The sequence below is a fragment of the Streptomyces sp. AHU1 genome, from assembly GCF_045343905.1.
Lineage (GTDB): Bacteria > Actinomycetota > Actinomycetes > Streptomycetales > Streptomycetaceae > Streptomyces > Streptomyces triticiradicis.
This window is the reverse complement of sequence record NZ_CP174283.1, coordinates 4,617,283-4,636,903: the sequence shown is the minus strand read 5'-3', so window position 1 is coordinate 4,636,903 and position 19,621 is coordinate 4,617,283. Positions and strand designations below refer to the sequence as shown.

Sequence of the window (19,621 nt, the reverse complement as noted above, 5' to 3'; positions counted from 1 at the left end):
CGCTCACGGGGGGCGGCACGGTCCGCCGTCGGGCGGGGAGCCGCCCGACGGCACACGGCCGTGAGGCGGCCCAGCGCGGCCTCGGATCCGAAGCGGTCCGGCGGTACACGGTCTTGAGGCGGCCCGACGACACACGGCCGTGAGGCGGCCCGGACCAGGGCGTGGAGCGGCCCGGCGGCACACGCACCGCCCGGGTGCGGAACCGGAGACATCGGCCGAGCCCGGACGCCACCGGCCCCGGAACCGGCCTCAGCGCTCCTGCCGGAGCCCTCCGAAGACCAGCACCACCACGGCGTCGGCCACCTCGCGCGCGCCCATGCCCCGTGCGTCCGGGCGGTACCACTCCACGAGCGAGTTGATCATCCCGAAGACCAGCCGGGTCGCGAGCCTGACCTCCACGTCGCCGCGCACGTCCCCGTCGGCGGCCGCGGCCTTCAGGAGCTCGGCGACCCGGTGGTCGAAGTCGCGGCGCCGCTCCAGCGCCCACCGCTCGGTGTCCGTGTTGCCGCGCACCCGCAGGAGCAGCGTCACGTAGGGCAGTTCGGACGTGAGGACCTCGACCATGCGCCGCACCACGTACTCCAGGCGCTCCACGGCACGCCCCACGCGCGCGTGCTCCTCGTCGAGGATCTCGAAGAGCCCGTCCAGCGCCCGGCTCACCGCGCGCCGCAGCAGCTCCTCCTTGCCCGAGACGTGGTGGTAGATCGACGACTTGGAGATGCCGGCCGCCCTGGAGAGGTGCTCCATGGAAGTGCCGTCGTAGCCGCGTTCGTTGAAGACCTGGACGGCGACGGAGAGCAGTGTCTCGGGGGTGTACGTGTCCCGTTTGGCGGTGGTCACTGGGTGTCCTCCCGCTTCTCGTCGGCGTACGCGTGGCGGTAGAGCGCCAGCGACGGGGCGTAGCGCCCCGAGGGGTCACGTTCGTGCAGTTCGTCCAGGACGTCGTACGACCAGCTCGCGCCGAGCCTGCGGCTCCATTCGAAGGGGCCGAGGGGGTAGTTGACGCCGAGGCGCATCGCGGTGTCGACGTCCTCCTCGGTGGCCACGCCCTTGGCGACCGCGTCGTGGGCGAGGTCGACGATCCGGGCCACCGTGCGGGCGACGATCATGCCGGGGCAGTCCCCGATCACGCTGACGTCCTTGCCCAGCGCCTGGAAGAGGCCGATGGCCTCGGAGAGGGTCTGGGGAGCGGTGTCCTGGGCCGTCGACAGGGCGATCCGGGTGGCCTCGCGGTAGTCGAGCGCGAGGTCGAAGTAGACGACGTCGCGGAACTCGACCGAGGTCTGGCCGTCGGCGAGGACCAGCTGGCCGCCGCTCGGCAGCACCAGGCGGGTGCCGTTGTCCTCCTCGTCCTCCCGGACCCGGATGCCCGCCTCGCGGATCAGGGCGAGGACGTCGGCGGCGGGACCCAGGTCACCCTCGGCGACGACGTACGCGGGCGGCTGCTCCTTCTCCGCGGTGTGCGGCTCGGAGGGCTCGGCGCCGTCCCCGTAGTCGTACCAGCCGTGCCCCGTCTTGCGGCCGAGCCGGCCCGACTCGACGAGCCGTCGCTGGGCGAGCGAGGGCGTGAAGCGTACGTCCTGGAAGAAGGACCGCCACACGGAGTGCGTGACGGATTCGTTGACGTCCTGGCCGATCAGGTCGGTGAGCTCGAAGGCGCCCATCCGGAACCCGCCGGACTCGCGCAGGACCGCGTCGATGGTGGCGGGGTCGGCCGCCTGGGACTCGTGGACCGCGAAGGCCTCGGCGTAGAAGGGCCGCGCGATGCGGTTGACGATGAAACCGGGCGTGTCCGCGCAGGCGACGGGCGTCTTGCCCCAGGCGCGGGCCGTCTCGTACGCGCGCGTGGCCGAGGTGACGTCGGTCGCGAACCCGGAGACCACCTCCACGAGCGGCAGCAGCGGCGCCGGGTTGAAGAAGTGCAGCCCGAGGAAACGGCCGGGGTTGCGCAGCGCGCCGCCGATGGCCGTGACGGACAGCGAGGAGGTGTTGGTGGCCAGCAGGCAGTCGTCCCCGACGATCTCCTCGAGCTCGCCGAACAGCCGCTGCTTGACGTCGAGTTCTTCGAGCACGGCCTCGACGACGAGCGCGCAGTCGGCGAGGTCGGTGAGGCTCTCGGCCGGCTGGAGGCGGGCGCGCGCGGCGTCCCGGTCGGCGGCGGTGAGCCGGTCCTTCGCGACGAGCCGGTCCAGGCGGGCGCCGATCGCTTCGGCCGCCGCCGCGGCACGCCCGGGAACGGCGTCGTAGAGCCGTACGGGGTGGCCGGCCACCAGCGCGACCTGGGCGATGCCCTGGCCCATGGTGCCGGTGCCGACGACTGCCACGGGGCTGCTGAGGTCGAGTGCTGTCATGTGCGCGATCCTCCCGCACGCCGTTTTCCACAGATGCGGCGGTCCCCCTTGTCCCGACCGATCGTTCGGTTACTCTAACCCTGACTGTCCATTCCTGCCCAGCTCGCGAGCTCGACGAGGAGCTCTTGAGACAAGGAGTTGGTCCTTGATGGCCGCCGAACTCACCGCGCACCAGTTGATCGCCCAGCACCGGCCCACCCTGGATCAGGCGCTGGAAGCGATCCGCACCCGCGCGTACTGGTCCCCGCACCCCGAGCACCCCAAGGCGTACGGCGAGAACGGCAGCCTGGGCATGGCCGAGGGCAAAGCCGCCTTCGACGCCCTCCTCGGCACCCGCCTCGACCTGGGCCAGCCCGGCACGGACGACTGGGTCGGGGACGAGGTGTCGCCGTACGGCATCGAGCTGGGCGTCACGTACCCGCACGCGGACATCGACACCCTGCTGCCCGCCATGCGCGCGGGACAGCGCGCCTGGCGCGACGCGGGCGCGGAGATCCGCGCCGTGGTCTGTCTGGAGATCCTCAAGCGGATCAGCGACCGCACCCACGAATTCGCGCACGCGGTCATGCACACCAGCGGCCAGGCCTTCATGATGGCGTTCCAGGCGGGCGGCCCGCACGCGCAGGACCGCGGTCTGGAGGCGGTGGCCTACGCCTACGTGGAGCAGGTCCGCACCCCCGACACCGCGGAGTGGAGCAAGCCCCAGGGCAAGCGCGACCCGCTCGCGCTCACCAAGCAGTTCACGCCCGTCCCGCGCGGCATCGCGCTGATGATCGGCTGCAACACCTTCCCGACGTGGAACGGCTATCCGGGCCTGTTCGCCTCCCTGGCCACGGGCAACGCGGTCCTGGTGAAGCCCCACCCGCGCGCGGTGCTCCCGCTCGCGCTCACCGTGCAGGTCGCGCGCGAGGTGCTCGCCGCGGCGGGCTTCGACCCGAACCTGGTGGCGCTCGCCGCCGAGCGTCCCGGCGAGGGCATCGCGAAGACGCTGGCCACCCGCCCCGAGATCCGCATCATCGACTACACCGGCTCCACCGCCTTCGGCGACTGGCTGGAGACCAACGCCCGCCAGGCGCAGGTCTACACGGAGAAGGCCGGCGTCAACACGGTGATCGTGGAGTCGACCGCCGACTACAAGGGGATGCTGTCCAACCTGGCGTTCTCCCTGTCGCTCTACAGCGGCCAGATGTGCACCACCCCGCAGAACCTGCTGATCCCGCGCGAGGGCATCTCCACGGACGAGGGCCACAAGTCCTACGACGAGGTGACCGCCGATCTCGCGAAGTCGGTCGGCGGGCTCCTCGGTGACGACGCCCGCGCGAACGCGCTGCTCGGCGCCATCGTGAACCCGGACGTGAAGGCCCGTCTGGAGGCCGCCGCCGGACTCGGCGAAGTGGCCCTGCCCTCACAGGAGATCGACAACCCGGAGTTCCCGGGCGCCGTCGTGCGCTCGCCGCTGATCGTGAAGCTCGACGGCGCGCGCAAGTACTGGGAGAACGGCGGCAGCGACGACGAGGCCGCCTACATGAGCGAGTGCTTCGGCCCGGTCTCCTTCGCCGTCGCGGTCGACTCGGCCGCCGACGCCGTGGCACTGCTGCGGCGCACCACCCGGGACAAGGGCGCGATGACCGTCGGCGCCTACACCACCGACGAGGCGTTCGAGCGCGAGGTGCAGGAGGCCTGCCTGGAGGAGTGCGCCCAGCTCTCCCTGAACCTCACGGGCGGGGTCTACGTCAACCAGACGGCCGCGTTCTCGGACTTCCACGGCTCGGGCGGCAACGGCGCGGCCAACGCGGCGCTGTGCGACGGGGCGTTCGTGGCGAACCGCTTCCGGGTGATCGAGGTCCGCCGGGAGGCGTGAGCCCGGAGTCTTGCTCCCTAAGCCGGTGCGTCCCCCGTGGCGCTCCAGTGGAACAGCGTCATGGCCACACTGGTCGCGAGGTTGTAGCTGGAGACCTGGGGGCGCATCGGCAGGGAGACCAGGTGGTCGGCCCGGGAGCGCAGTTCGGCGGACAGCCCGCTGCGCTCCGAGCCGAAGGCGAGCAGGGCGTCGTCGGGCAGTTTCGTCCCCCGGATGTCCTCGCCCTCGGGGTCGAGCGCGAACACCGGGCCCGCCGGGAGTTCGTCCGCCGTCAGGCGCTCCACGGCGGTCGCGAAGTGCAGGCCGGCCCCGCCGCGCACGACCGTGGGGTGCCAGGGGTCGAGCGTGCCCGTGGTGACCACCCCGGTCGCGCCGAAACCGGCCGCGAGCCGGATCACCGCTCCGGCGTTGCCGAGGTTGCGCGGATTGTCGAGGACGATCACGGGCGCGGTGCGGGGCACCCGGGCCAGTGCCTCCAGGTTGGCGGCGCGGGAGGGGCGTACGGCCAGAGCCGCCACCGAGGTGGGATGCGGACGCGGCACGAGTGCCGTGAACGCCGTCTGCGGGACCTCGGTCAGGAGCCCGTCGAGAGCGGCCCGCACGTCGGGGGCGAGCTCACCGGCCAGTTCGAGGACCGCCCGCCGGTCGGTCGTGACGGCGACCGGGACGCGCGCCCCGAAACGCACCGCGTGCTTGAGGGCGTGGAAGCCGTCGAGCAGGACGGAGTCGTCGAAGAGTTGGCGCCAGACACGTACCGGGTCGTTCATGCGGTGAAGCCTACGTGCGCCTGCCCGGGCTCCTCCGGGACGTCCAGGACGTCCGGGACGGGTTCCCGGGGTCCCGGAAGCCCCCGGCCGCCGCCGGGAAACAGCCGGTCACGCGCGCGTGCGACCCGTCCGCCCAGGCGCCGCAGGAAGGACGTCGGCAGGAACACGGCGTCCGCGGCGATCATCGCGAGCGAGAAGAACGGCAGCCCGAGGACCACGGCGATCACTGCGTGCTCGGTCATCATGGCCACCAGCAGGACGTTCTTGACCCGCCGGTTGAACAGCGTGAAGGGGAAGGCGACCTGCACGGCGACCGTCCCGTACGTCACCAGCATCACGATCGAGCCGTGCGCGGACATCAGGCCGGACAGGGCCGGCCACGGGGAGAAGGACTCCAGGTGGAGCGGGTAGTAGACGGCGGTGCCGTCCTGCCAGCGCGAGCCCTGGATCTTGTACCAGCCGGCGGTCGCGTAGATCAGGCACGCCTCGGCCATGACGATCATCAGGGCCGCGTTGTGCACGAGGTTGGCGACGACGTCCAGCAGGACGCGCGGCTCCGCGGTGCGGGCGAGACGGCCGGCGGCCCACCACAGTGCCTGCACCGCCCACAGCCCCCAGAAGACCGTGAGCCAGCCGCCCAGGAAACCCCCGTCGATCCGTCCCGCGCCCGTCGCCACCGCCAGCGCGATCCCGAGCCCCGCCCACAGCGCGGGGCCTCCTCGCCCGGGCCCGGTCCACTCCCCGCGCGCGTGGGCCTCACGGGCGAGGCGGTCCCGCCGCGCGTCGAGGGACCACACCCGGCCGCAGCGGATGAACACCAGGTAGATCGCCATCAGGTGGAGGACGTTGTCCCCGCCGTCCCCGATGAAGACACTGCGGTTCTGCAGGGACAGCACACCGACCATGAAGAGCACCGACATCGCGCGGGTCCGCCACCCCACCAGCAGCAGGGCGCTGGAGGCGACGGCGAGGGCGTAGACGGTCTCGAACCACACCTGGCTGTCGGACCACGTCAGGACCGTGAAGGCGTGGTTGTTCGCGACGAGGCGGCGGGCGAGGTCCCAGCTCCAGGGCGCGTCGGGCCCGTACATCTCCTGGCGGTGGGGGTACTCGCGCAGCAGGAACAGCAGCCAGGTGGCGGCGAAGCCGATACGGATCACGGCGCTCTGGTACGGGCCGAGGGCGGACTCGGTGACCCGGGCGATGCCGCGCGCGATCGTCGGAGCGGGTCGGTTCACCGGGCGCCCGCCTCCGTCAGCCCGTCCGCGCGATCGCTCCCGGGGACCGCCCACCAGGGCAGCTCACGGACGACGGGCCGGTCGGACACCTTCTCGCCGCTCCACCGCGGGGGCGGTACGTCGGTGGTGAGGGAGCGGAACTGGACGCGTTCGACGACGGCGCCCTCGGCGTCCGCGTGCTCACGGTGGAGGCGCAGTACGCCGATGCGGCGCAGATAGCGCTCCGAGAGGTCGCCCCGCAGGCCCACGGCACGGTTCTCGCCGTCGTGCGTGCCGACGTAGAGGTCCCAGGCGCGGCGCAGTTCGTTCTGCTGGGTGTGGCTGGGCAGCGGATTCCCGTCGATGGCCAGCCCGTCGAGCGCGGACAGGTCGTACCAGCCGGTCTCGCGGCTGGTGCCGTCCTGCGCGCGGACCAGGGCACGGACCTGGACCGCGATGTCCTGCTGCAACGGGTTGGGAGCGAAGAGCTTCCAGTTCTGCTCGAACTCGGGGTAGATCCAGTCGTCGATCGCGCGGCCGTGCTGCTTCGTCACCGTGTTCGAGGGCGCGACGTGCAGGAACACCATGCCGAGGTGCACGCAGGAGACGACGGCCACGAGGGCCAGGGCGAGGGCCGCGGCGATCTGATGGGGAAGGGGGAGGGCCGCGAGGCCCACGGGGACCCCGGCCTCCGGGCAGCCGGGTTCCCCGGACTCCCCTGACTGCTTCGGGAACACGGGCGCGGGCGCGTCGGCCTCGACCTCGCCGGGGCCGGGGAGAGCGACGACGAGCGGGCCGTCCTCCTCGGGCCCCGCGGGAGCGGCACCCCCGGCGTCCGTGGGAGCGAGGGTCCCGGACCCGGCCGTCCCGCGGTCCGCGGGAACGTCCGCCCCGGGCTGTGGCCGTTCGGACTCCACGGACGCGGACGCGCCCTCCTCGGCCGCACCCGTACCGGGCCCGGCCGTCCCGGGCCCCAGATCATGCGCCGCCCCGGACTCAGGACCAGGCGTCGCCTCGGGCTCCGGGCCCCGCGCCGCCTCGGGGACGGTGTCCTCCGGACCGCCCTCCCCGGACTCCGGGGAGGGTTCCGCCCCGGTCCGGGCGCCGTCCGCCGTCTCGTCGGCCGGCCGCGGGCCGGGGAACGGCGCGGCGCCGGCGGTACCGGGCGCACCCTCCTCGAACGCGGCCGGCCCCGGCTCCCGCCTGGAGCCCTCGTCCCTCGCGTCCATCCCGCCCCGATCCACGATCCCGGATCCGACTGCCGTCCGCCGGACTGCGGGCACCGTACCGCCACGTCGCACCGTGCCACGGCGTTCGCAAGCGAACGGTACTCAGAGCCCACCGTCCGGCACAGCCCCGTGCGTCACGGCGGCCGCACCGACGCGCATGAGGTTGTCCACAGCGGTTGACACCGCACGGCGCCCGACCGACCATTGTTGCGAATGGACCGAACGATCGGTCGGTCGGGAGCGAGAGGTCGAGGGGGACCGCATGGCGACAGCATCAGCGCACCACACGGCCCGCACACAGGCGGACGAAGCCGCCGACGAGGCGGCGCGCACGGCGGCATACGAGGTCGTCTTCGACGCCGCGGTGGCGGCCGACGAACGCATCGAGCCCCGCGACTGGATGCCCGACGCCTACCGCTCGACCCTGGTCCGCCAGATCGCGCAGCACGCCCACTCCGAGATCATCGGCATGCAGCCGGAGGCCAACTGGATCACGCGCGCGCCCTCGCTGCGCCGCAAGGCGATCCTGATGGCGAAGGTCCAGGACGAGGCGGGACACGGGCTGTATCTGTACAGCGCGGCCGAGACGCTCGGCGTCAGCCGCGACGAACTGCTGGACAAGCTGCACTCCGGCCGCCAGAAGTACTCCTCGATCTTCAACTACCCGACGCTGACGTGGGCGGACGTCGGCGCCATCGGCTGGCTCGTGGACGGCGCGGCGATCACCAACCAGGTCCCCCTGTGCCGCTGCTCGTACGGCCCGTACGCGCGCGCCATGATCCGCGTGTGCAAGGAGGAGTCCTTCCACCAGCGCCAGGGGTACGAACTGCTGCTGGCCCTGAGCCAGGGCACCCCCGAGCAGCACGCGATGGCCCAGGACGCGGTCGACCGCTGGTGGTGGCCCTCCCTGATGATGTTCGGCCCGCCCGACGACGAGTCCTCGCACTCCGCCCAGTCGATGGCGTGGAAGATCAAGCGCCACTCGAACGACGAGCTGCGCCAGCGCTTCGTCGACATCTGCGTGCCCCAGGCCGAATCGCTCGGCCTGACCCTGCCCGACCCCGACCTCGTGTGGAACGAGGAGCGCGGACACCACGACTTCGGCGCCATCGACTGGACGGAGTTCTGGGAGGTCCTCAAGGGCAACGGCCCGTGCAACGACCAGCGGATCACCCAGCGCCGACGCGCCCACGAGGAGGGCGCGTGGGTGCGGGAAGCGGCCGCCGCGTACGCGGACAAGCACACGAACCGGGCCGTCGGCTCCACGAGCACGACCGGTGAGACAGGAGCGACCCGAGCATGACGAACACCGACTGGCCGCTGTGGGAGGTCTTCGTGCGCTCGCGCCGCGGACTCTCGCACACCCACGCCGGCAGCCTGCACGCGCCGGACGCCGAGCTGGCGCTGCGCAACGCCCGCGACCTGTACACCCGCCGCGGCGAGGGCGTCTCGATCTGGGTCGTCCCCTCGGCGGCGATCACCGCGTCCTCGCCCGACGAGAAGGACCCGTTCTTCGAGCCCGCCGCGGACAAGCCCTACCGCCACCCGACGTTCTACGAGATCCCGGAAGGGGTGAAGCACCTGTGACGCTCACCGTGAACACCGCGGCCGCCCTGGCCCTCGGCGACGACGCCCTGGTGCTCTCGCACCGGCTGGGGGAGTGGGCGGGCCACGCGCCCGTCCTCGAAGAGGAAGTCGCCCTGGCCAACATCGCGCTGGACCTGCTCGGCCAGGCCCGGGTCCTGCTGTCCATGGCCGGTGACGAGGACGAGCTGGCGTACCTCCGCGAGGAGCGCGCCTTCCGCAACCTCCAGCTCGTCGAGCAGCCGAACGGCGACTTCGCCCACACCATCGCCCGCCAGCTCTACTTCTCGACCTACCAGCGGCTCCTCTACGCACAGCTGGCGTCCGGGGACGGCGAGTTCGCCCCCCTCGCCGCGAAGGCCGTCAAGGAGGTCGCCTACCACCAGGACCACGCCGAGCAGTGGACCCTGCGCCTCGGTGACGGCACGGACGAGAGCCGCGAGCGGATGAACCGGGCGTGCCAGGCCCTGTGGCGCTTCACGGGCGAGATGTTCCAGCCGCTCGACGGCGTCGGCGTCGACTGGGACGGAATGCGGGCCGCCTGGCTGGAGTCCGTGGAGGACACCCTGCGCCGTGCCACGCTGACCGTCCCCGAAGGTCCGGTGACCGGGGCGTGGACGGCCGGCGCCGGGCGCCAGGGCCTGCACACCGAGTCCTTCGGACGGATGCTCGCCGAGATGCAGCACCTGCACCGCAGCCACCCGGGGGCGTCATGGTGACGACCACCGCCCTGGAGGAGGAGCTGCGCAGACTGGCCGGCTCCGTTCCCGACCCCGAGCTGCCCGTGCTCACCCTGGAGGACCTCGGTGTGCTGCGCGCCGTCCACGTCCGGGACGCGGACAGCGTCGAGGTCGAGCTGACCCCGACCTACACCGGCTGCCCGGCCGTCGAGGCCATGTCCACGGACATCGAGCGGGTGCTCCACGAGCACGGCATACGCGAGGTGTCCGTGCGCACGGTGCTCAGTCCCGCCTGGTCGACCGACGACATCTCGGACGAAGGCCGCCGCAAACTGCGGGAGTTCGGGATAGCACCGCCGCGCGGCGGCCGCCCCTCGGGGCCGGTGGCCCTCGACCTGGGACCGACCCGGACGGCCGCGGACGAGCAGGAGCCGGAGCCCATCCGCTGCCCCTCCTGCGGATCGGCCGACACCGAGCTGCTCAGCCGCTTCTCCTCCACCGCGTGCAAGGCGCTGCGCCGCTGTCTGTCCTGCCGCGAACCGTTCGACCACTTCAAGGAGTTGTGATGGCCCGCTTCCACCCGCTCACGGTGGCCGCGGTCGACCGGATCACCGACGACTCCGTGGCCCTGACCTTCGCGGTGCCCGCGGAACTGCGCGAGGACTACCGGCATGCCGCCGGTCAGCATCTGGCACTGCGCCGCACGGCCGACGGCACGGAGATCCGCCGTACGTACTCCATCTGCTCGCCGGCACCCGCCCCCGACGGCGAGGCACCGCGCACCCTGCGGGTCGGAGTGCGCCTGGTCGACGGAGGCGCGTTCTCGACGTACGCGCTCAAGGAGATCGCCGTCGGCGACACGGTGGAGGTGATGATCCCGGCGGGACGCTTCACGCTGGAGCCCTCGGCCGGTCTGTACGCGGCGGTGGTGGGCGGCAGCGGGATCACCCCGGTGCTGTCGATCGTCTCGACCCTGCTGGCGCGGGAGCCGGACGCGAGTTTCTGTCTGATACGCAGCGACCGTACGTCGGCCTCGACGATGTTCCTGGAGGAGGTCGCCGACCTCAAGGACCGCTATCCGCAACGGTTCCAGCTGGTGACGGTCCTCTCCCGGGAGGAACAGCAGGCCGGGCTGCCGTCGGGGCGGCTCGACCAGGAGCGGCTGACCGGGCTGCTTCCGGCGCTGCTGCCCGTGGAGCAGGTGGCGGGCTGGTTCCTGTGCGGGCCGATGGGACTCGTGGAAGGCGCCGAGCGGGCCCTGCGCGGGCTCGGGGTCTCCCGGACGCGCATCCACGAGGAGATCTTCCACGTGGACGCCGCCGCCCCGGCCCCTTCCGCCGTCCCGGCCCCCGCGCACAGCACGGTGACCGCGCGGCTCGACGGACGCGGCGGCACCTGGCCCGTCCAGGACGGCGAGTCCCTGCTGGACGCGGTGCTGCGCAACCGTCCGGACGCGCCCTACGCCTGCAAGGGCGGCGTGTGCGGCACCTGCCGGGCGTTCCTCGTCTCGGGCGAGGTGCGGATGGACCGCAACTTCGCCCTGGAGCCCGAGGAGACGGAAGCCGGTTACGTACTGGCCTGCCAGTCCCATCCCGCCACGGAGAAGGTCGAGTTGGACTTCGACCGCTGAGACCGGCGGACACGCCTCGCCGACCGGGCCGGCTCGACGGGCACGTTCCCGATCACCGGCCCGGTCGGCACTCTCCGAACCGCCTTCCCCCGGGCGGCCGTTCCTGAGCCGTGCGTTCCCGGGACTGCCGTTCTCGGTGCGGCCGTCCCCGTGGTGGCCGGTCGTCCGCCGTTCCCTTCTCGTAGAACCTGTTCTATCTTGACGCTCCGTCAGATCAGGCTTCCTGTCTGGTCGTTGGTCCGGTGCGTGCGCGGGAGGACGGGATCGTGGACTTCACCTTCACCGAGGAGCAGCAGGCGGCGGTCGAGGCGGCGAAGGGGGTGTTCGCCGGGGTCTCCCCCGACGGCGTGCCCAGTCCCGCCCTCAGCCCGGGCGCCGTGGCCGAACACTTCGACCGGCCCCTGTGGGCGAGGCTCGCCGAGGCGGACCTGCTGAGCCTGCTGCTCGACGAGGAGTCCGGCGGGGCGGGCCTCGACGCGGTCGCGCTGTGTCTCGTGCTGCGGGAATCGGCGAAGGTGCTGGCACGGGTGCCGCTGCTGGAGAGCAGCGCGGCGACGGCGGCCGTGCAACGCTACGGCGGCGGGGAGCTGAGGGCGGAGCTGCCCGCGCGGGCCGGCCGGGGCGAACTCGTGCTGACCGTCGCCGCCAACGGAAGAACCGGCCACGACCCGGCCGAACTCGCCGTGACCGCCCGGCAGGACGGCGCGGAATGGGTACTGGACGGCGCCCAGACGGCAATTCCCTGGGCCTGCGACGCCGATCTCGTCGTCGTGCCCGCGCACACGGACACCGGCCGGACCGTCCTCGCCCTGGTCCCCCGCGGCCACGAAGGGACCGTACTCGCCGAACAGATCTCCACGACCGGCGAGAGACTCGGCGAACTGCGGCTGGAGTCCGCCCGGATCACCGCCCCGCACGTCATCGACGCGCCCGGGGCGTGGGAGTGGCTGCGCGACCTGCTGACCACCGGCACCTGTGCGCTGGCGCTCGGGCTCGGGGAGGAAGTGCTCCGGATGACGAGCGCGTACACCAGCAAGCGGGAGCAGTTCGGGTTCCCGGTCGCCACGTTCCAGGCGGTCGCCGTCCAGGCCGCCGACCGCTACATCGACCTGCGCGCGATGGAGGCGACGCTCTGGCAGGCCGCGTGGCGGATCAGCACGGGAGCCGGGGGCGCGCTCCCGGCCTCCGGCGATGTGGCCGTGGCCAAGATCTGGGCGTCCGAAGGGGTCCGCCGGGTCGTCCAGACCGCCCAGCACCTGCACGGAGGGTTCGGCGCCGACACCGAGTACGCGCTGCACCGGTACCACGCCTGGGCCAAGCACCTGGAACTGTCGCTCGGCCCGGCGGCGGCACACGAAGAGGCCCTGGGCGACCTGCTGGCGGCACACACCCTGGGGTGAGCGGCCCGGACCACGGAAGCCGCCCGGGGTGAGCGGGCCCGGACTACAGCACGAAGCCGGGCTCGCCCTCGGCGTTCACGACCGGACGCCCGGCGGCCTCCCAGATCTGCATGCCGCCCTCGACGTTCGCGGCGTCGATGCCCTGCTGGACCAGGTACATGGTGACCTGGGCCGAACGGCCGCCGGAGCGGCAGATCACGTTGACCCGGCCGTCCTGCGGGGCCGCCTCGGTCAGTTCGCCGTACCGGGCGACGAAGTCGCTCATGGGGATGTGCAGCGCCCCCTGGGCATGACCCGCCTCCCACTCGTCGTTCTCCCGGACGTCCAGCAGGAAGTCGTCGACCTTGAGATCGCCGACCCCGACCGTGGGCACACCAGCTCCGAAACTCATACCCCCGACGCTACCCGACCGCGCCCGATGCGAAGGTCAGGGAGCCTGGGAGATCAGCTCCGCCAGCTCGTGCTCGCGCTGGCCGACCTGCGCCAGCAGTTGCTCGGCGATCTCCTCCAGGAGACGGTCGGGGTCCTCCGGCGCCAGCTTGAGCATGGCGCCGATGGCGCTCTCCTCCAGCTCGCGGGCGACGAGGGTGAGCATCTCCTTGCGCTGGGAGAGCCACTCCAAGCGGGCGTAGAGCTCCTCGCTGCGGCTCGGCTTCCACTCCTCGGGCACGGGACCGGCGGCCCACTCCTCGGCCAGCTCCCGCAGCAGCTTCTCGTCACCCCTGGCATAAGCGGTGTTCACGCGGGCGATGAACTCGTCACGCCGCTTGCGCTCGTTGTCGTCCTGCGCGAGATCCGGGTGAGCCTTGCGCACCAGCTCGCGGAAGAGCTTGCGGGCCTCCTCGCTGGGACGCACGCGCTGCGGGGGCCGCACGGGCTGGTCCGTGAGCATGGCCACGGCCTCGGGAAAGAGGCCGTCCGAATCCATCCAGCCGTGGAACAGCTCCTCGACACCGGGCATGGGCATGACCCGAGCCCGTGCCTCGTGCGCCTTGAACACGTCCTCCGGGTCGCCCGTGCGCGCGGCGCGCGCCTCGGCGATCTGGGCCTCCAGCTCGTCGAGACGGGAGTACATCGGACCGAGCTTCTGGTGGTGCAGCCGGGAGAAATTGTCGACCTCGACGCGGAACGTCTCCACAGCGATCTCGAACTCGATCAACGCCTGCTCGGCCGCTCGCACGGCCCGTTCGAGACGGGCCTCGGGCCGGTCCTCGTCACCGGAGGCCGGGCTCCGGCCTTCATCGGCCCGAGCCTCGTCCTGCCCGTCGGGCCGCCCCTCCTCCGGCCCCGCCGTCCGGGCGCCGGACGGCGCGTCCGCGCCCTCGGTGCCCTCCGTGCCTTCCGGGCCGGTGATGCGGCCGTCGTCGCCGAAGGAGGCGTGGGGCGTCTCGCCCTCCGGGGCACCGGAGTGTTCCCGGCCCCCCTCGGAGGCGGGCTCGGACTGGCTCTGATCGGCTTCCGGGGTCGTCACCCGTCCAGCGTAGGCCACACTCCCCCGCGGCTCACCGCCTTCCCCGTCCCCACAGCCACCTGACCGGCCACAACGACCCCAATGCCCCCAACCACCCCGATCATCCCGCCCTCCCCGGCCGGCATGCCGGCCGAACGGCGACAAGGCCGCGAAAGGAGCGGGACGGAGGCGGGAGCAGGGGTCACACCCCCGGTTCGGAGGCGATCCGTCCGCTTCGGATCGCCGCGGTCAGGACCGCGTGGTCCGCCTCCGTGCGGTCCGCGTAGGCGACGGCGAAGGAGGCGACTGCCTCGTCCAGTTCCTCGTTCTTGCCGCAGTACCCGGCTATCAGGCGGGGATCGGCACTGTGGCTGTGGGCGCGGGCCAGCAGGGCGCCGGTCATGCGGCCGTAGTCGTCGATGTGGTCGGCGGCCAGGGCCGCGGGGTCGACGCTGCCCTTGCGGTTGCGGAACTGGCGCACCTGGTAGGGGAGCCCGTCGACCGAGGTCCAGCCGAGAAGGATGTCGCTGACGACCTGCATGCGCTTCTGGCCGAGGACGACACGGCGGCCCTCGTGAACCGCCTCGGGCATCGGACGGCCGATGGTCGCCAGGTGCGGGAGCAGCGCCGAGGCGCGGGCCTCCTTGACCTGGAGGACCAGGGCCTCGCCGCGGTGGTCCAGGAGCAGCACGACGTACGAGCGGGTGCCGACACTGCCGGTGCCGACGACACGGAAGGCGACGTCGTGCACCGCGTAGCGGGCGAGCAGGGGGAGGCGGTCCTCGGAGAGCGTCGTCAGATAGTGCTCCAGGGACGCCGCGACCGCGGCCGCCTCCCGGTCGGGAACGCGGCGCAGCACGGGTGCCGCGTCGACGAAGCGGCGGCCACCGCCCTCCACGGCCTCGGTGGACCTGGCGGCGAACCGTCCGCTGGTGTTGGCCCGCGCCTTCTTGGAGACCCGCTCCAGGGTGCCGAGCAGGTCGTGGGCGTCGGCGTGCGAGACGAGCTCCTCGTCGGCGATGGCGTTCCACGCGTCCAGCGCCGGCAGCTTGGCCAGCAGGCGCATGGTGCGGCGGTACGCGCCCACACAGTCGTGCGCGGCCGCGCGGCAGGTGTCCTCGTCGGCCCCGGCCTCACGGCCCGCGAGCACGAGCGAGGTGGCGAGCCGCTTGAGGTCCCATTCCCAGGGGCCGTGCACCGTCTCGTCGAAGTCGTTCAGATCGATGACCAGGCCGCCGCGCGCGTCCCCGTAGAGGCCGAAGTTCGCCGCGTGGGCGTCACCGCAGATCTGGGCGCCGACGCCGGTCATCGGGGTGCGGGCGAGGTCGTACGCCATGAGGCCCGCGCTGCCGCGCAGGAACGCGAAGGGCGTGGCCGCCATCCTGCCGACCCGTATCGGGGTGAGTTCGCGGATCCGGCCCCGGTTGGACTCCTCGACCGCGGTCACGGCGTCCGGCCGGTCGGCGTCCACCAGGAGCTCGGCGTGCGCCGCGCGCGGGACCCGCCCGCGCAGGGCCTTCCCCTCCTCCTTGGGCGAGTCCTTCACCGGCCAGGCGGCGAATCCCGGAACGGCGAATCCCCGGGCCCCGAACGCCTCGACCGCCGGACCGTCCTCGGCCAGGGGCGGCCCTCCGGCCTCGGGTCCGGACGCGCTCCCTCCCGGCCGCCCGCCGACGTGCTCCTGACGCACCGGACCGGCCTGCCCGACCAGCACCGTCCGTCCCATCGGCACCGTCTGCCCTTCCGTCCCCGCCGTACCGACCTCGGTCATCACGACCGCCTCCCCCGCACACGAACATCAACTCGTGCTGACCGTACAGCCGGGTGGGAAAACGCGTCAGACCCTGTGGACAACTCCGCCGGCCCCCGGACGAGGACACCGCGGACGCAGCCGCGCGCACCGCTGGAGCGGCGGCGTCGCACCGCGGCGTCGTACCGGCGGCGCCGGAACGGCCGAGCGCACCGGCGACACCGTGAACGGCCCGGTCACGGCAGGGACGCCGGGGACGGTCCGGACGGGTCGCGCCGCGTCAGGCCCGCTACCGCAGCCGGCAGGGGCCGCCCTCCGGCAGGTGTCTCTCCGCCCAGGACCCCAGCTCCTTGAGGGCCGGCTCCAGCGCCGCGCCCGCCTCCGTCAGGGCGTAGCAGACCCGCAGCGGCGGCCCCTCGCTGACCTTGCGCACGACCAGCCCGGCCGCGCCGAGTTCGGTGAGCCGGTCCGAGAGCATCCGCTCGCTGATGCCGGGGATCGCCCGGCGCAGATCGGCGAAGTGGGCGGGCTGCTGCATCAGGACCGCGACCACGAGGCCCGTCCAGCGCTTTCCGAGCAGCGCGAAGACACGGGTCATGCCGTCGTCGACCTTCTGGCACGGCCCCGCGTCGTGGCTTCCCGGTTCTGCCATGCGCCCAGGGTACTGCGTCCCCACAAGGGGATGAAAAAAAGTAAGTACCTGTGTTATCTCTAGTTAGGAACGAAAGAGAAGCCCTTCGGGGCGGCTCGGCCTTCCGCGACAGCCCTGTCCCGATCCGGCCCGCACCCCCGCTCGACTCCCGGCCCCGCCCCGGTTCCGGCGTTCGACCTCATACATCCCTTTTGTCTGGAGATCATCATGGCCACCCTCCTCCACATCGACTCGTCCGTCTCCCCGGACGGCACCTCCGTCTCGCGCGCCGTGGCGGACGCCTTCCGCGCGGCCTGGGAGGAGCAGCACCCCGACGGCACTGTCATCCACCGTGATCTCGCCGCGCATCCCGTGCCGCACATCACGGCCGACGCCCACACCGCCGGTTTCGCCGCCCCGGACACGCACACCCCCGGGCAGGCCGAGGCCTTCGCCGCACGCGTGAAGCTGATCGAGGAGGTGGAGAACGCGGACGCGATCCTGATCGGCGCCCCCATGTACAACTTCTCCATCCCCTCGACCCTCAAGGCATGGCTGGACAACGTCGTCCTCGTGGGACGCACCGCCATGACGGAGGACTCGAAGATCAAGGGCACCCCGGTCACCGTCGTCGCCAGCCGCGGCGGCTCGTACGCGCCGGGCACTCCGCGCGAGGGCTTCGAGTACGTGCAGAACTACCTGGGGGCCCTGCTGGGCGAGATGCTCGGCCTCGACGTCGAATTCATCGTCCCGGAGCTCACCATGGCCCCGCACAACCCGGCGATGTCCGACCTGGTCCCGCTCTTCGAGGCGTCCCGGAGCAAGGCCCTCGACGACGCGGCCGCCCAGGCCAAGAAGGTGGCGGGGCGCCTCGCCGCGTAATCACGGCGCCCGGCGAACCACCGTCCGCCGGGCACGGCGGCCCCGAGCCCCCGCGAACCACTGCCCGCCGGACATCCGGACATGACGACTCCAGAGCCCCCGCGGACCGGCGCACGCCGTCTCGCGGGGGCTCCTTCGCCCGACCCGGGGCCCCGGCGGCTCTCCGGACACCCGCCGGCCGGCCGCCGACCCGGACAATTCCCCGTCACCCGCGTGAGAGCATCGTCACACTTCACAGCGCTCCCGCCCGTCCGCGCGACCCACGACGAGCGACGCACCCCCGCCGCCCGGCCCCGCACGAGGAACCCGCGCGCGGCCCCGGAAGCACCCGGACAACGCGAAAGCCCCCCAGGTCGATGACCTGGGGGGCTTTCGGCTGGTGGGGAACCGACGGAATGCGCTGGCCAGCGACTATCCCGAGGCGTTCAAGATCATTTCCCGGGTAAAGATTGATCGTTTCCCGCCGTGCACGTCGGGCGGCGGATCAGGCTTCCGGCCCACTGTCGAGCGCCTCGTCAATCAGCGTCGAAAGGCTCTTGGTGGCATTGGGCGTAAGGCGTCCCGCCTTCCCCACAAACGCCTCCCATGCGTCGGCGTTGTCACCCAGGTCGCTCTGAAGCAGTTGGGCAACCGTTGAAGCCTGCACCGTGCTTCCCAGAACGATGAGGGCCGGCAACTGCCGGAGGAGGTCCGCGTCCGCGAACCGGGATGCAGCGATCGCCTCGGCGACCTGCCGCTTGTATGCCGCCGCCCCTTTGAGGGGCAGGAAGGCAGCCAGTTCGGCTCGCGGGTCCCCGCTCTCGGCCAGGACGTCGTCCAGAGGCACCGACGGACGCTCGGGCTCCTTTCGGGAGGTCCGTGCGTCGTAACGCTCGCCGCGCATCTTCCCGACAGCCTGAGCAACGACCTCTTCCGCTGCCTTCCGCACCTGTTCGTCCGGATGCAGAACGAAGCGAGCAGCGGCTACGGGACTGAGCAAGGGAGCGATGAGAGCCAGAGCGGCCGAAGAGAGCAACGGGTTCATGGCCAGAGCGTCGGCGGCCTTGGTCCGGCCGGTGCCCCATTCGGGATCGGGCCCTTCACCTCGCTGCCAGGAAGGCCGGACGGCGGTCGACACGAGAGCTGCGACATCGTCGAGCACCTCGGGACTTGTGCACACGGCAGCGACCGGCTCGAAGTGTGACCAGTCCCACTCCGATATGCCCTTCTCCCTCGAATGAGCCACGGCCACTGCGATCAATGCCGCCACCCGGGGACGGAGAACGACTCCATGCAGGAGAAGAGCGCGAGGATGACGGTCAACGATGTCCGCGATCCGCTCGAGCTCCAACCATGCTTCCCATCCCCGGAGGTCAGTGTCGGACTCGGCCGCAGGAGCACTGTCAGCGAACTCCGACTTAAGGCAGGCCGACAGCGTCTCGTCGGTGAGTTCCTTCGCCTCGCTGAGCAGCAAGTTGACGATGAGACTGGTGCTGCCGTGGTCCTCGCCGCGAGCGATGAGCTCCGGCCAAATCCCCCGGGCGGACTCGGCCGACAGCAGGGCCCAGATGTCGCCGTGCCACGCCTCCACCCTGGCTATCCACGCATCGCGCTCGGCCTTGCGCCAAGCATCGGAGGCGACGCCGCGCTCACGACCCTTGGGTCTGTCCCGAACGGCGGCGTCGATCAGCGCTGTACGCAGCTCGTGACCGACGTACCCACCCCACGAGTCCGCAACGCGACGAGCCGAGGCGTGATCCAGCCTCTCGACAAGCAGCAGCTGGGCTTCCTTGAGATCCCATCGCGTCCGGGCGACCTCGGTCAGGACCGCCTCGGCGCCCAGTTTGTCGGCAGCGATCAGCAGCATCTCCGTGGTCACCACGGGCGTGGCCAGCACGGACTTGATCAACTGGTGGTCGTAGGTCGACCGGATCAGAAAAGCTCGAGCTTCGGCCGTCACATCGGGTCGGGCGAAGAAGCGTGCTGCTGCCGTGGGGTCACCATGGCGAGCCAACAGCTCTGCTAGGACAAGTTGCTGCGCGGGAGACAGCGAAGAAGCATCGACAAGCGCTATCCAGACCGGTTCAAGAGCCATGAGAGCACGCTAGCCAGCGCTGCCTCCCGCGAGAGGGAGAATTCGCAGGTCGCCGCGTGGGCTTCGGCACCGCGATGGCGATCCCCTCCTCCGACTGAAGGAGACGCCCTCCAGG

The 19,621-nt window shown here is 72.0% G+C and carries 18 protein-coding genes; 8 read left to right on the top strand and 10 right to left on the bottom strand.

The features are described from left to right. Positions 1-249: 249 nt before the first annotated feature. Positions 250-840: a TetR/AcrR family transcriptional regulator gene (locus tag ACICHK_RS20725; protein ID WP_151471079.1), complete on the bottom strand. Its 591-nt coding sequence runs from the start codon at positions 838-840 to the stop codon at positions 250-252. Continuing rightward, positions 837-2,351 (bottom strand): 3-hydroxyacyl-CoA dehydrogenase, encoded by a 1,515-nt coding sequence (locus ACICHK_RS20720; RefSeq protein ID WP_406838071.1) that lies wholly within the window; start codon positions 2,349-2,351, stop codon positions 837-839. Before ACICHK_RS20720 ends, ACICHK_RS20725 begins: the two co-directional genes overlap by 4 nt. Before the next feature lie 148 nt (positions 2,352-2,499). Between ACICHK_RS20720 and paaN the strand changes: the two genes are divergently transcribed. Further along, positions 2,500-4,212, top strand: coding sequence for a phenylacetic acid degradation protein PaaN (paaN, locus tag ACICHK_RS20715; protein WP_406838070.1), 1,713 nt, complete (start codon positions 2,500-2,502; stop codon positions 4,210-4,212). A gap of 17 nt (positions 4,213-4,229) precedes the next feature. On the opposite strand, the gene ACICHK_RS20710 is transcribed toward paaN, so the two are convergent. From ACICHK_RS20710 to ACICHK_RS20700, 3 genes are read right to left on the bottom strand one after another with little or no spacing between them, the layout of a single operon-like run. Continuing rightward, positions 4,230-4,979 carry a TrmH family RNA methyltransferase gene (locus ACICHK_RS20710; protein ID WP_406838069.1) on the bottom strand — a complete coding sequence of 250 codons (750 nt, stop codon included), beginning with the start codon at positions 4,977-4,979 and terminating at the stop codon, positions 4,230-4,232. Continuing rightward, the gene (locus ACICHK_RS20705; protein ID WP_406838068.1) at positions 4,976-6,217 is read right to left on the bottom strand and encodes an HTTM domain-containing protein; all 1,242 of its coding nucleotides are present in this window, start codon (positions 6,215-6,217) and stop codon (positions 4,976-4,978) included. Before ACICHK_RS20705 ends, ACICHK_RS20710 begins: the two co-directional genes overlap by 4 nt. Continuing rightward, positions 6,214-7,425, bottom strand: a complete 1,212-nt coding sequence (locus tag ACICHK_RS20700) for a DUF5819 family protein (RefSeq protein WP_406838067.1) — start codon at positions 7,423-7,425, stop codon at positions 6,214-6,216. The genes ACICHK_RS20705 and ACICHK_RS20700 overlap by 4 nt, the downstream gene beginning before the upstream one ends. Before the next feature lie 262 nt (positions 7,426-7,687). Between ACICHK_RS20700 and paaA the strand changes: the two genes are divergently transcribed. The 6 genes from paaA to ACICHK_RS20670 all read left to right on the top strand — a co-directional run bounded on the left by paaA (position 7,688) and on the right by ACICHK_RS20670 (position 12,719). Continuing rightward, positions 7,688-8,728, top strand: a complete 1,041-nt coding sequence (paaA, locus tag ACICHK_RS20695) for a 1,2-phenylacetyl-CoA epoxidase subunit PaaA (protein WP_151471074.1) — start codon at positions 7,688-7,690, stop codon at positions 8,726-8,728. Beyond that, positions 8,725-9,012 (top strand): 1,2-phenylacetyl-CoA epoxidase subunit PaaB, encoded by a 288-nt coding sequence (gene paaB, locus ACICHK_RS20690; protein WP_037614825.1) that lies wholly within the window; start codon positions 8,725-8,727, stop codon positions 9,010-9,012. Before paaA ends, paaB begins: the two co-directional genes overlap by 4 nt. Continuing rightward, a complete protein-coding gene (gene paaC / locus ACICHK_RS20685; RefSeq protein ID WP_406838066.1) occupies positions 9,009-9,728 on the top strand; it encodes a 1,2-phenylacetyl-CoA epoxidase subunit PaaC in 720 nt (239 codons plus the stop codon). Before paaB ends, paaC begins: the two co-directional genes overlap by 4 nt. Beyond that, complete coding sequence (gene paaD / locus ACICHK_RS20680; RefSeq protein WP_406838065.1) at positions 9,722-10,255, top strand: 1,2-phenylacetyl-CoA epoxidase subunit PaaD; 534 nt, start codon at positions 9,722-9,724, stop codon at positions 10,253-10,255. Before paaC ends, paaD begins: the two co-directional genes overlap by 7 nt. Further along, entirely contained in the window at positions 10,255-11,319 is a 1,065-nt protein-coding gene (gene paaE / locus ACICHK_RS20675) for a 1,2-phenylacetyl-CoA epoxidase subunit PaaE (protein ID WP_406838064.1), read from the top strand. The genes paaD and paaE overlap by 1 nt, the downstream gene beginning before the upstream one ends. Positions 11,320-11,585: 266 nt before the next feature. Next, positions 11,586-12,719, top strand: a complete 1,134-nt coding sequence (locus tag ACICHK_RS20670) for an acyl-CoA dehydrogenase family protein (protein ID WP_406838063.1) — start codon at positions 11,586-11,588, stop codon at positions 12,717-12,719. Between the two features lie 43 nt (positions 12,720-12,762). Here ACICHK_RS20670 and ACICHK_RS20665 read toward each other — a convergent pair whose 3' ends face one another. From ACICHK_RS20665 to ACICHK_RS20650, 4 genes are all read right to left on the bottom strand, one after another. Next, positions 12,763-13,110 carry a rhodanese-like domain-containing protein gene (locus ACICHK_RS20665; protein ID WP_406838062.1) on the bottom strand — a complete coding sequence of 116 codons (348 nt, stop codon included), beginning with the start codon at positions 13,108-13,110 and terminating at the stop codon, positions 12,763-12,765. 36 nt (positions 13,111-13,146) lie between these two features. Further along, positions 13,147-14,190: a hypothetical protein gene (locus ACICHK_RS20660; RefSeq protein WP_406838061.1), complete on the bottom strand. Its 1,044-nt coding sequence runs from the start codon at positions 14,188-14,190 to the stop codon at positions 13,147-13,149. 181 nt (positions 14,191-14,371) lie between these two features. Further along, a complete protein-coding gene (locus tag ACICHK_RS20655) occupies positions 14,372-15,940 on the bottom strand; it encodes a DUF2252 domain-containing protein (RefSeq protein WP_406838060.1) in 1,569 nt (522 codons plus the stop codon). A 268-nt stretch (positions 15,941-16,208) separates the two neighbouring features. Further along, positions 16,209-16,571 carry a winged helix-turn-helix transcriptional regulator gene (locus ACICHK_RS20650; protein WP_406838059.1) on the bottom strand — a complete coding sequence of 121 codons (363 nt, stop codon included), beginning with the start codon at positions 16,569-16,571 and terminating at the stop codon, positions 16,209-16,211. Between the two features lie 207 nt (positions 16,572-16,778). Between ACICHK_RS20650 and ACICHK_RS20645 the strand changes: the two genes are divergently transcribed. Further along, entirely contained in the window at positions 16,779-17,432 is a 654-nt protein-coding gene (locus tag ACICHK_RS20645; protein WP_406838058.1) for an FMN-dependent NADH-azoreductase, read from the top strand. Between the two features lie 484 nt (positions 17,433-17,916). Here ACICHK_RS20645 and ACICHK_RS20640 read toward each other — a convergent pair whose 3' ends face one another. Then, positions 17,917-19,506, bottom strand: coding sequence for a hypothetical protein (locus tag ACICHK_RS20640; RefSeq protein ID WP_406838057.1), 1,590 nt, complete (start codon positions 19,504-19,506; stop codon positions 17,917-17,919). Positions 19,507-19,621: the final 115 nt, after the last annotated feature.

What these genes read in the sequence shown, in the direction of transcription:
- ACICHK_RS20655 (WP_406838060.1), bottom strand. Translation starts at nt 15,940, where the DNA reads ATGACCGAGGTCGGTACGGCGGGGACGGAAGGGCAGACGGTGCCGATG.
- ACICHK_RS20665 (WP_406838062.1), bottom strand. Translation starts at nt 13,110, where the DNA reads ATGAGTTTCGGAGCTGGTGTGCCCACGGTCGGGGTCGGCGATCTCAAG.
- ACICHK_RS20710 (WP_406838069.1), bottom strand. Translation starts at nt 4,979, where the DNA reads ATGAACGACCCGGTACGTGTCTGGCGCCAACTCTTCGACGACTCCGTC.
- ACICHK_RS20720 (WP_406838071.1), bottom strand. Translation starts at nt 2,351, where the DNA reads ATGACAGCACTCGACCTCAGCAGCCCCGTGGCAGTCGTCGGCACCGGC.
- paaB (WP_037614825.1), top strand. Translation starts at nt 8,725, where the DNA reads ATGACGAACACCGACTGGCCGCTGTGGGAGGTCTTCGTGCGCTCGCGC.
- paaE (WP_406838064.1), top strand. Translation starts at nt 10,255, where the DNA reads ATGGCCCGCTTCCACCCGCTCACGGTGGCCGCGGTCGACCGGATCACC.
- ACICHK_RS20645 (WP_406838058.1), top strand. Translation starts at nt 16,779, where the DNA reads ATGGCCACCCTCCTCCACATCGACTCGTCCGTCTCCCCGGACGGCACC.
- paaD (WP_406838065.1), top strand. Translation starts at nt 9,722, where the DNA reads ATGGTGACGACCACCGCCCTGGAGGAGGAGCTGCGCAGACTGGCCGGC.
- ACICHK_RS20650 (WP_406838059.1), bottom strand. Translation starts at nt 16,571, where the DNA reads ATGGCAGAACCGGGAAGCCACGACGCGGGGCCGTGCCAGAAGGTCGAC.
- paaA (WP_151471074.1), top strand. Translation starts at nt 7,688, where the DNA reads ATGGCGACAGCATCAGCGCACCACACGGCCCGCACACAGGCGGACGAA.
- ACICHK_RS20640 (WP_406838057.1), bottom strand. Translation starts at nt 19,506, where the DNA reads ATGGCTCTTGAACCGGTCTGGATAGCGCTTGTCGATGCTTCTTCGCTG.
- paaN (WP_406838070.1), top strand. Translation starts at nt 2,500, where the DNA reads ATGGCCGCCGAACTCACCGCGCACCAGTTGATCGCCCAGCACCGGCCC.
- ACICHK_RS20700 (WP_406838067.1), bottom strand. Translation starts at nt 7,425, where the DNA reads ATGGACGCGAGGGACGAGGGCTCCAGGCGGGAGCCGGGGCCGGCCGCG.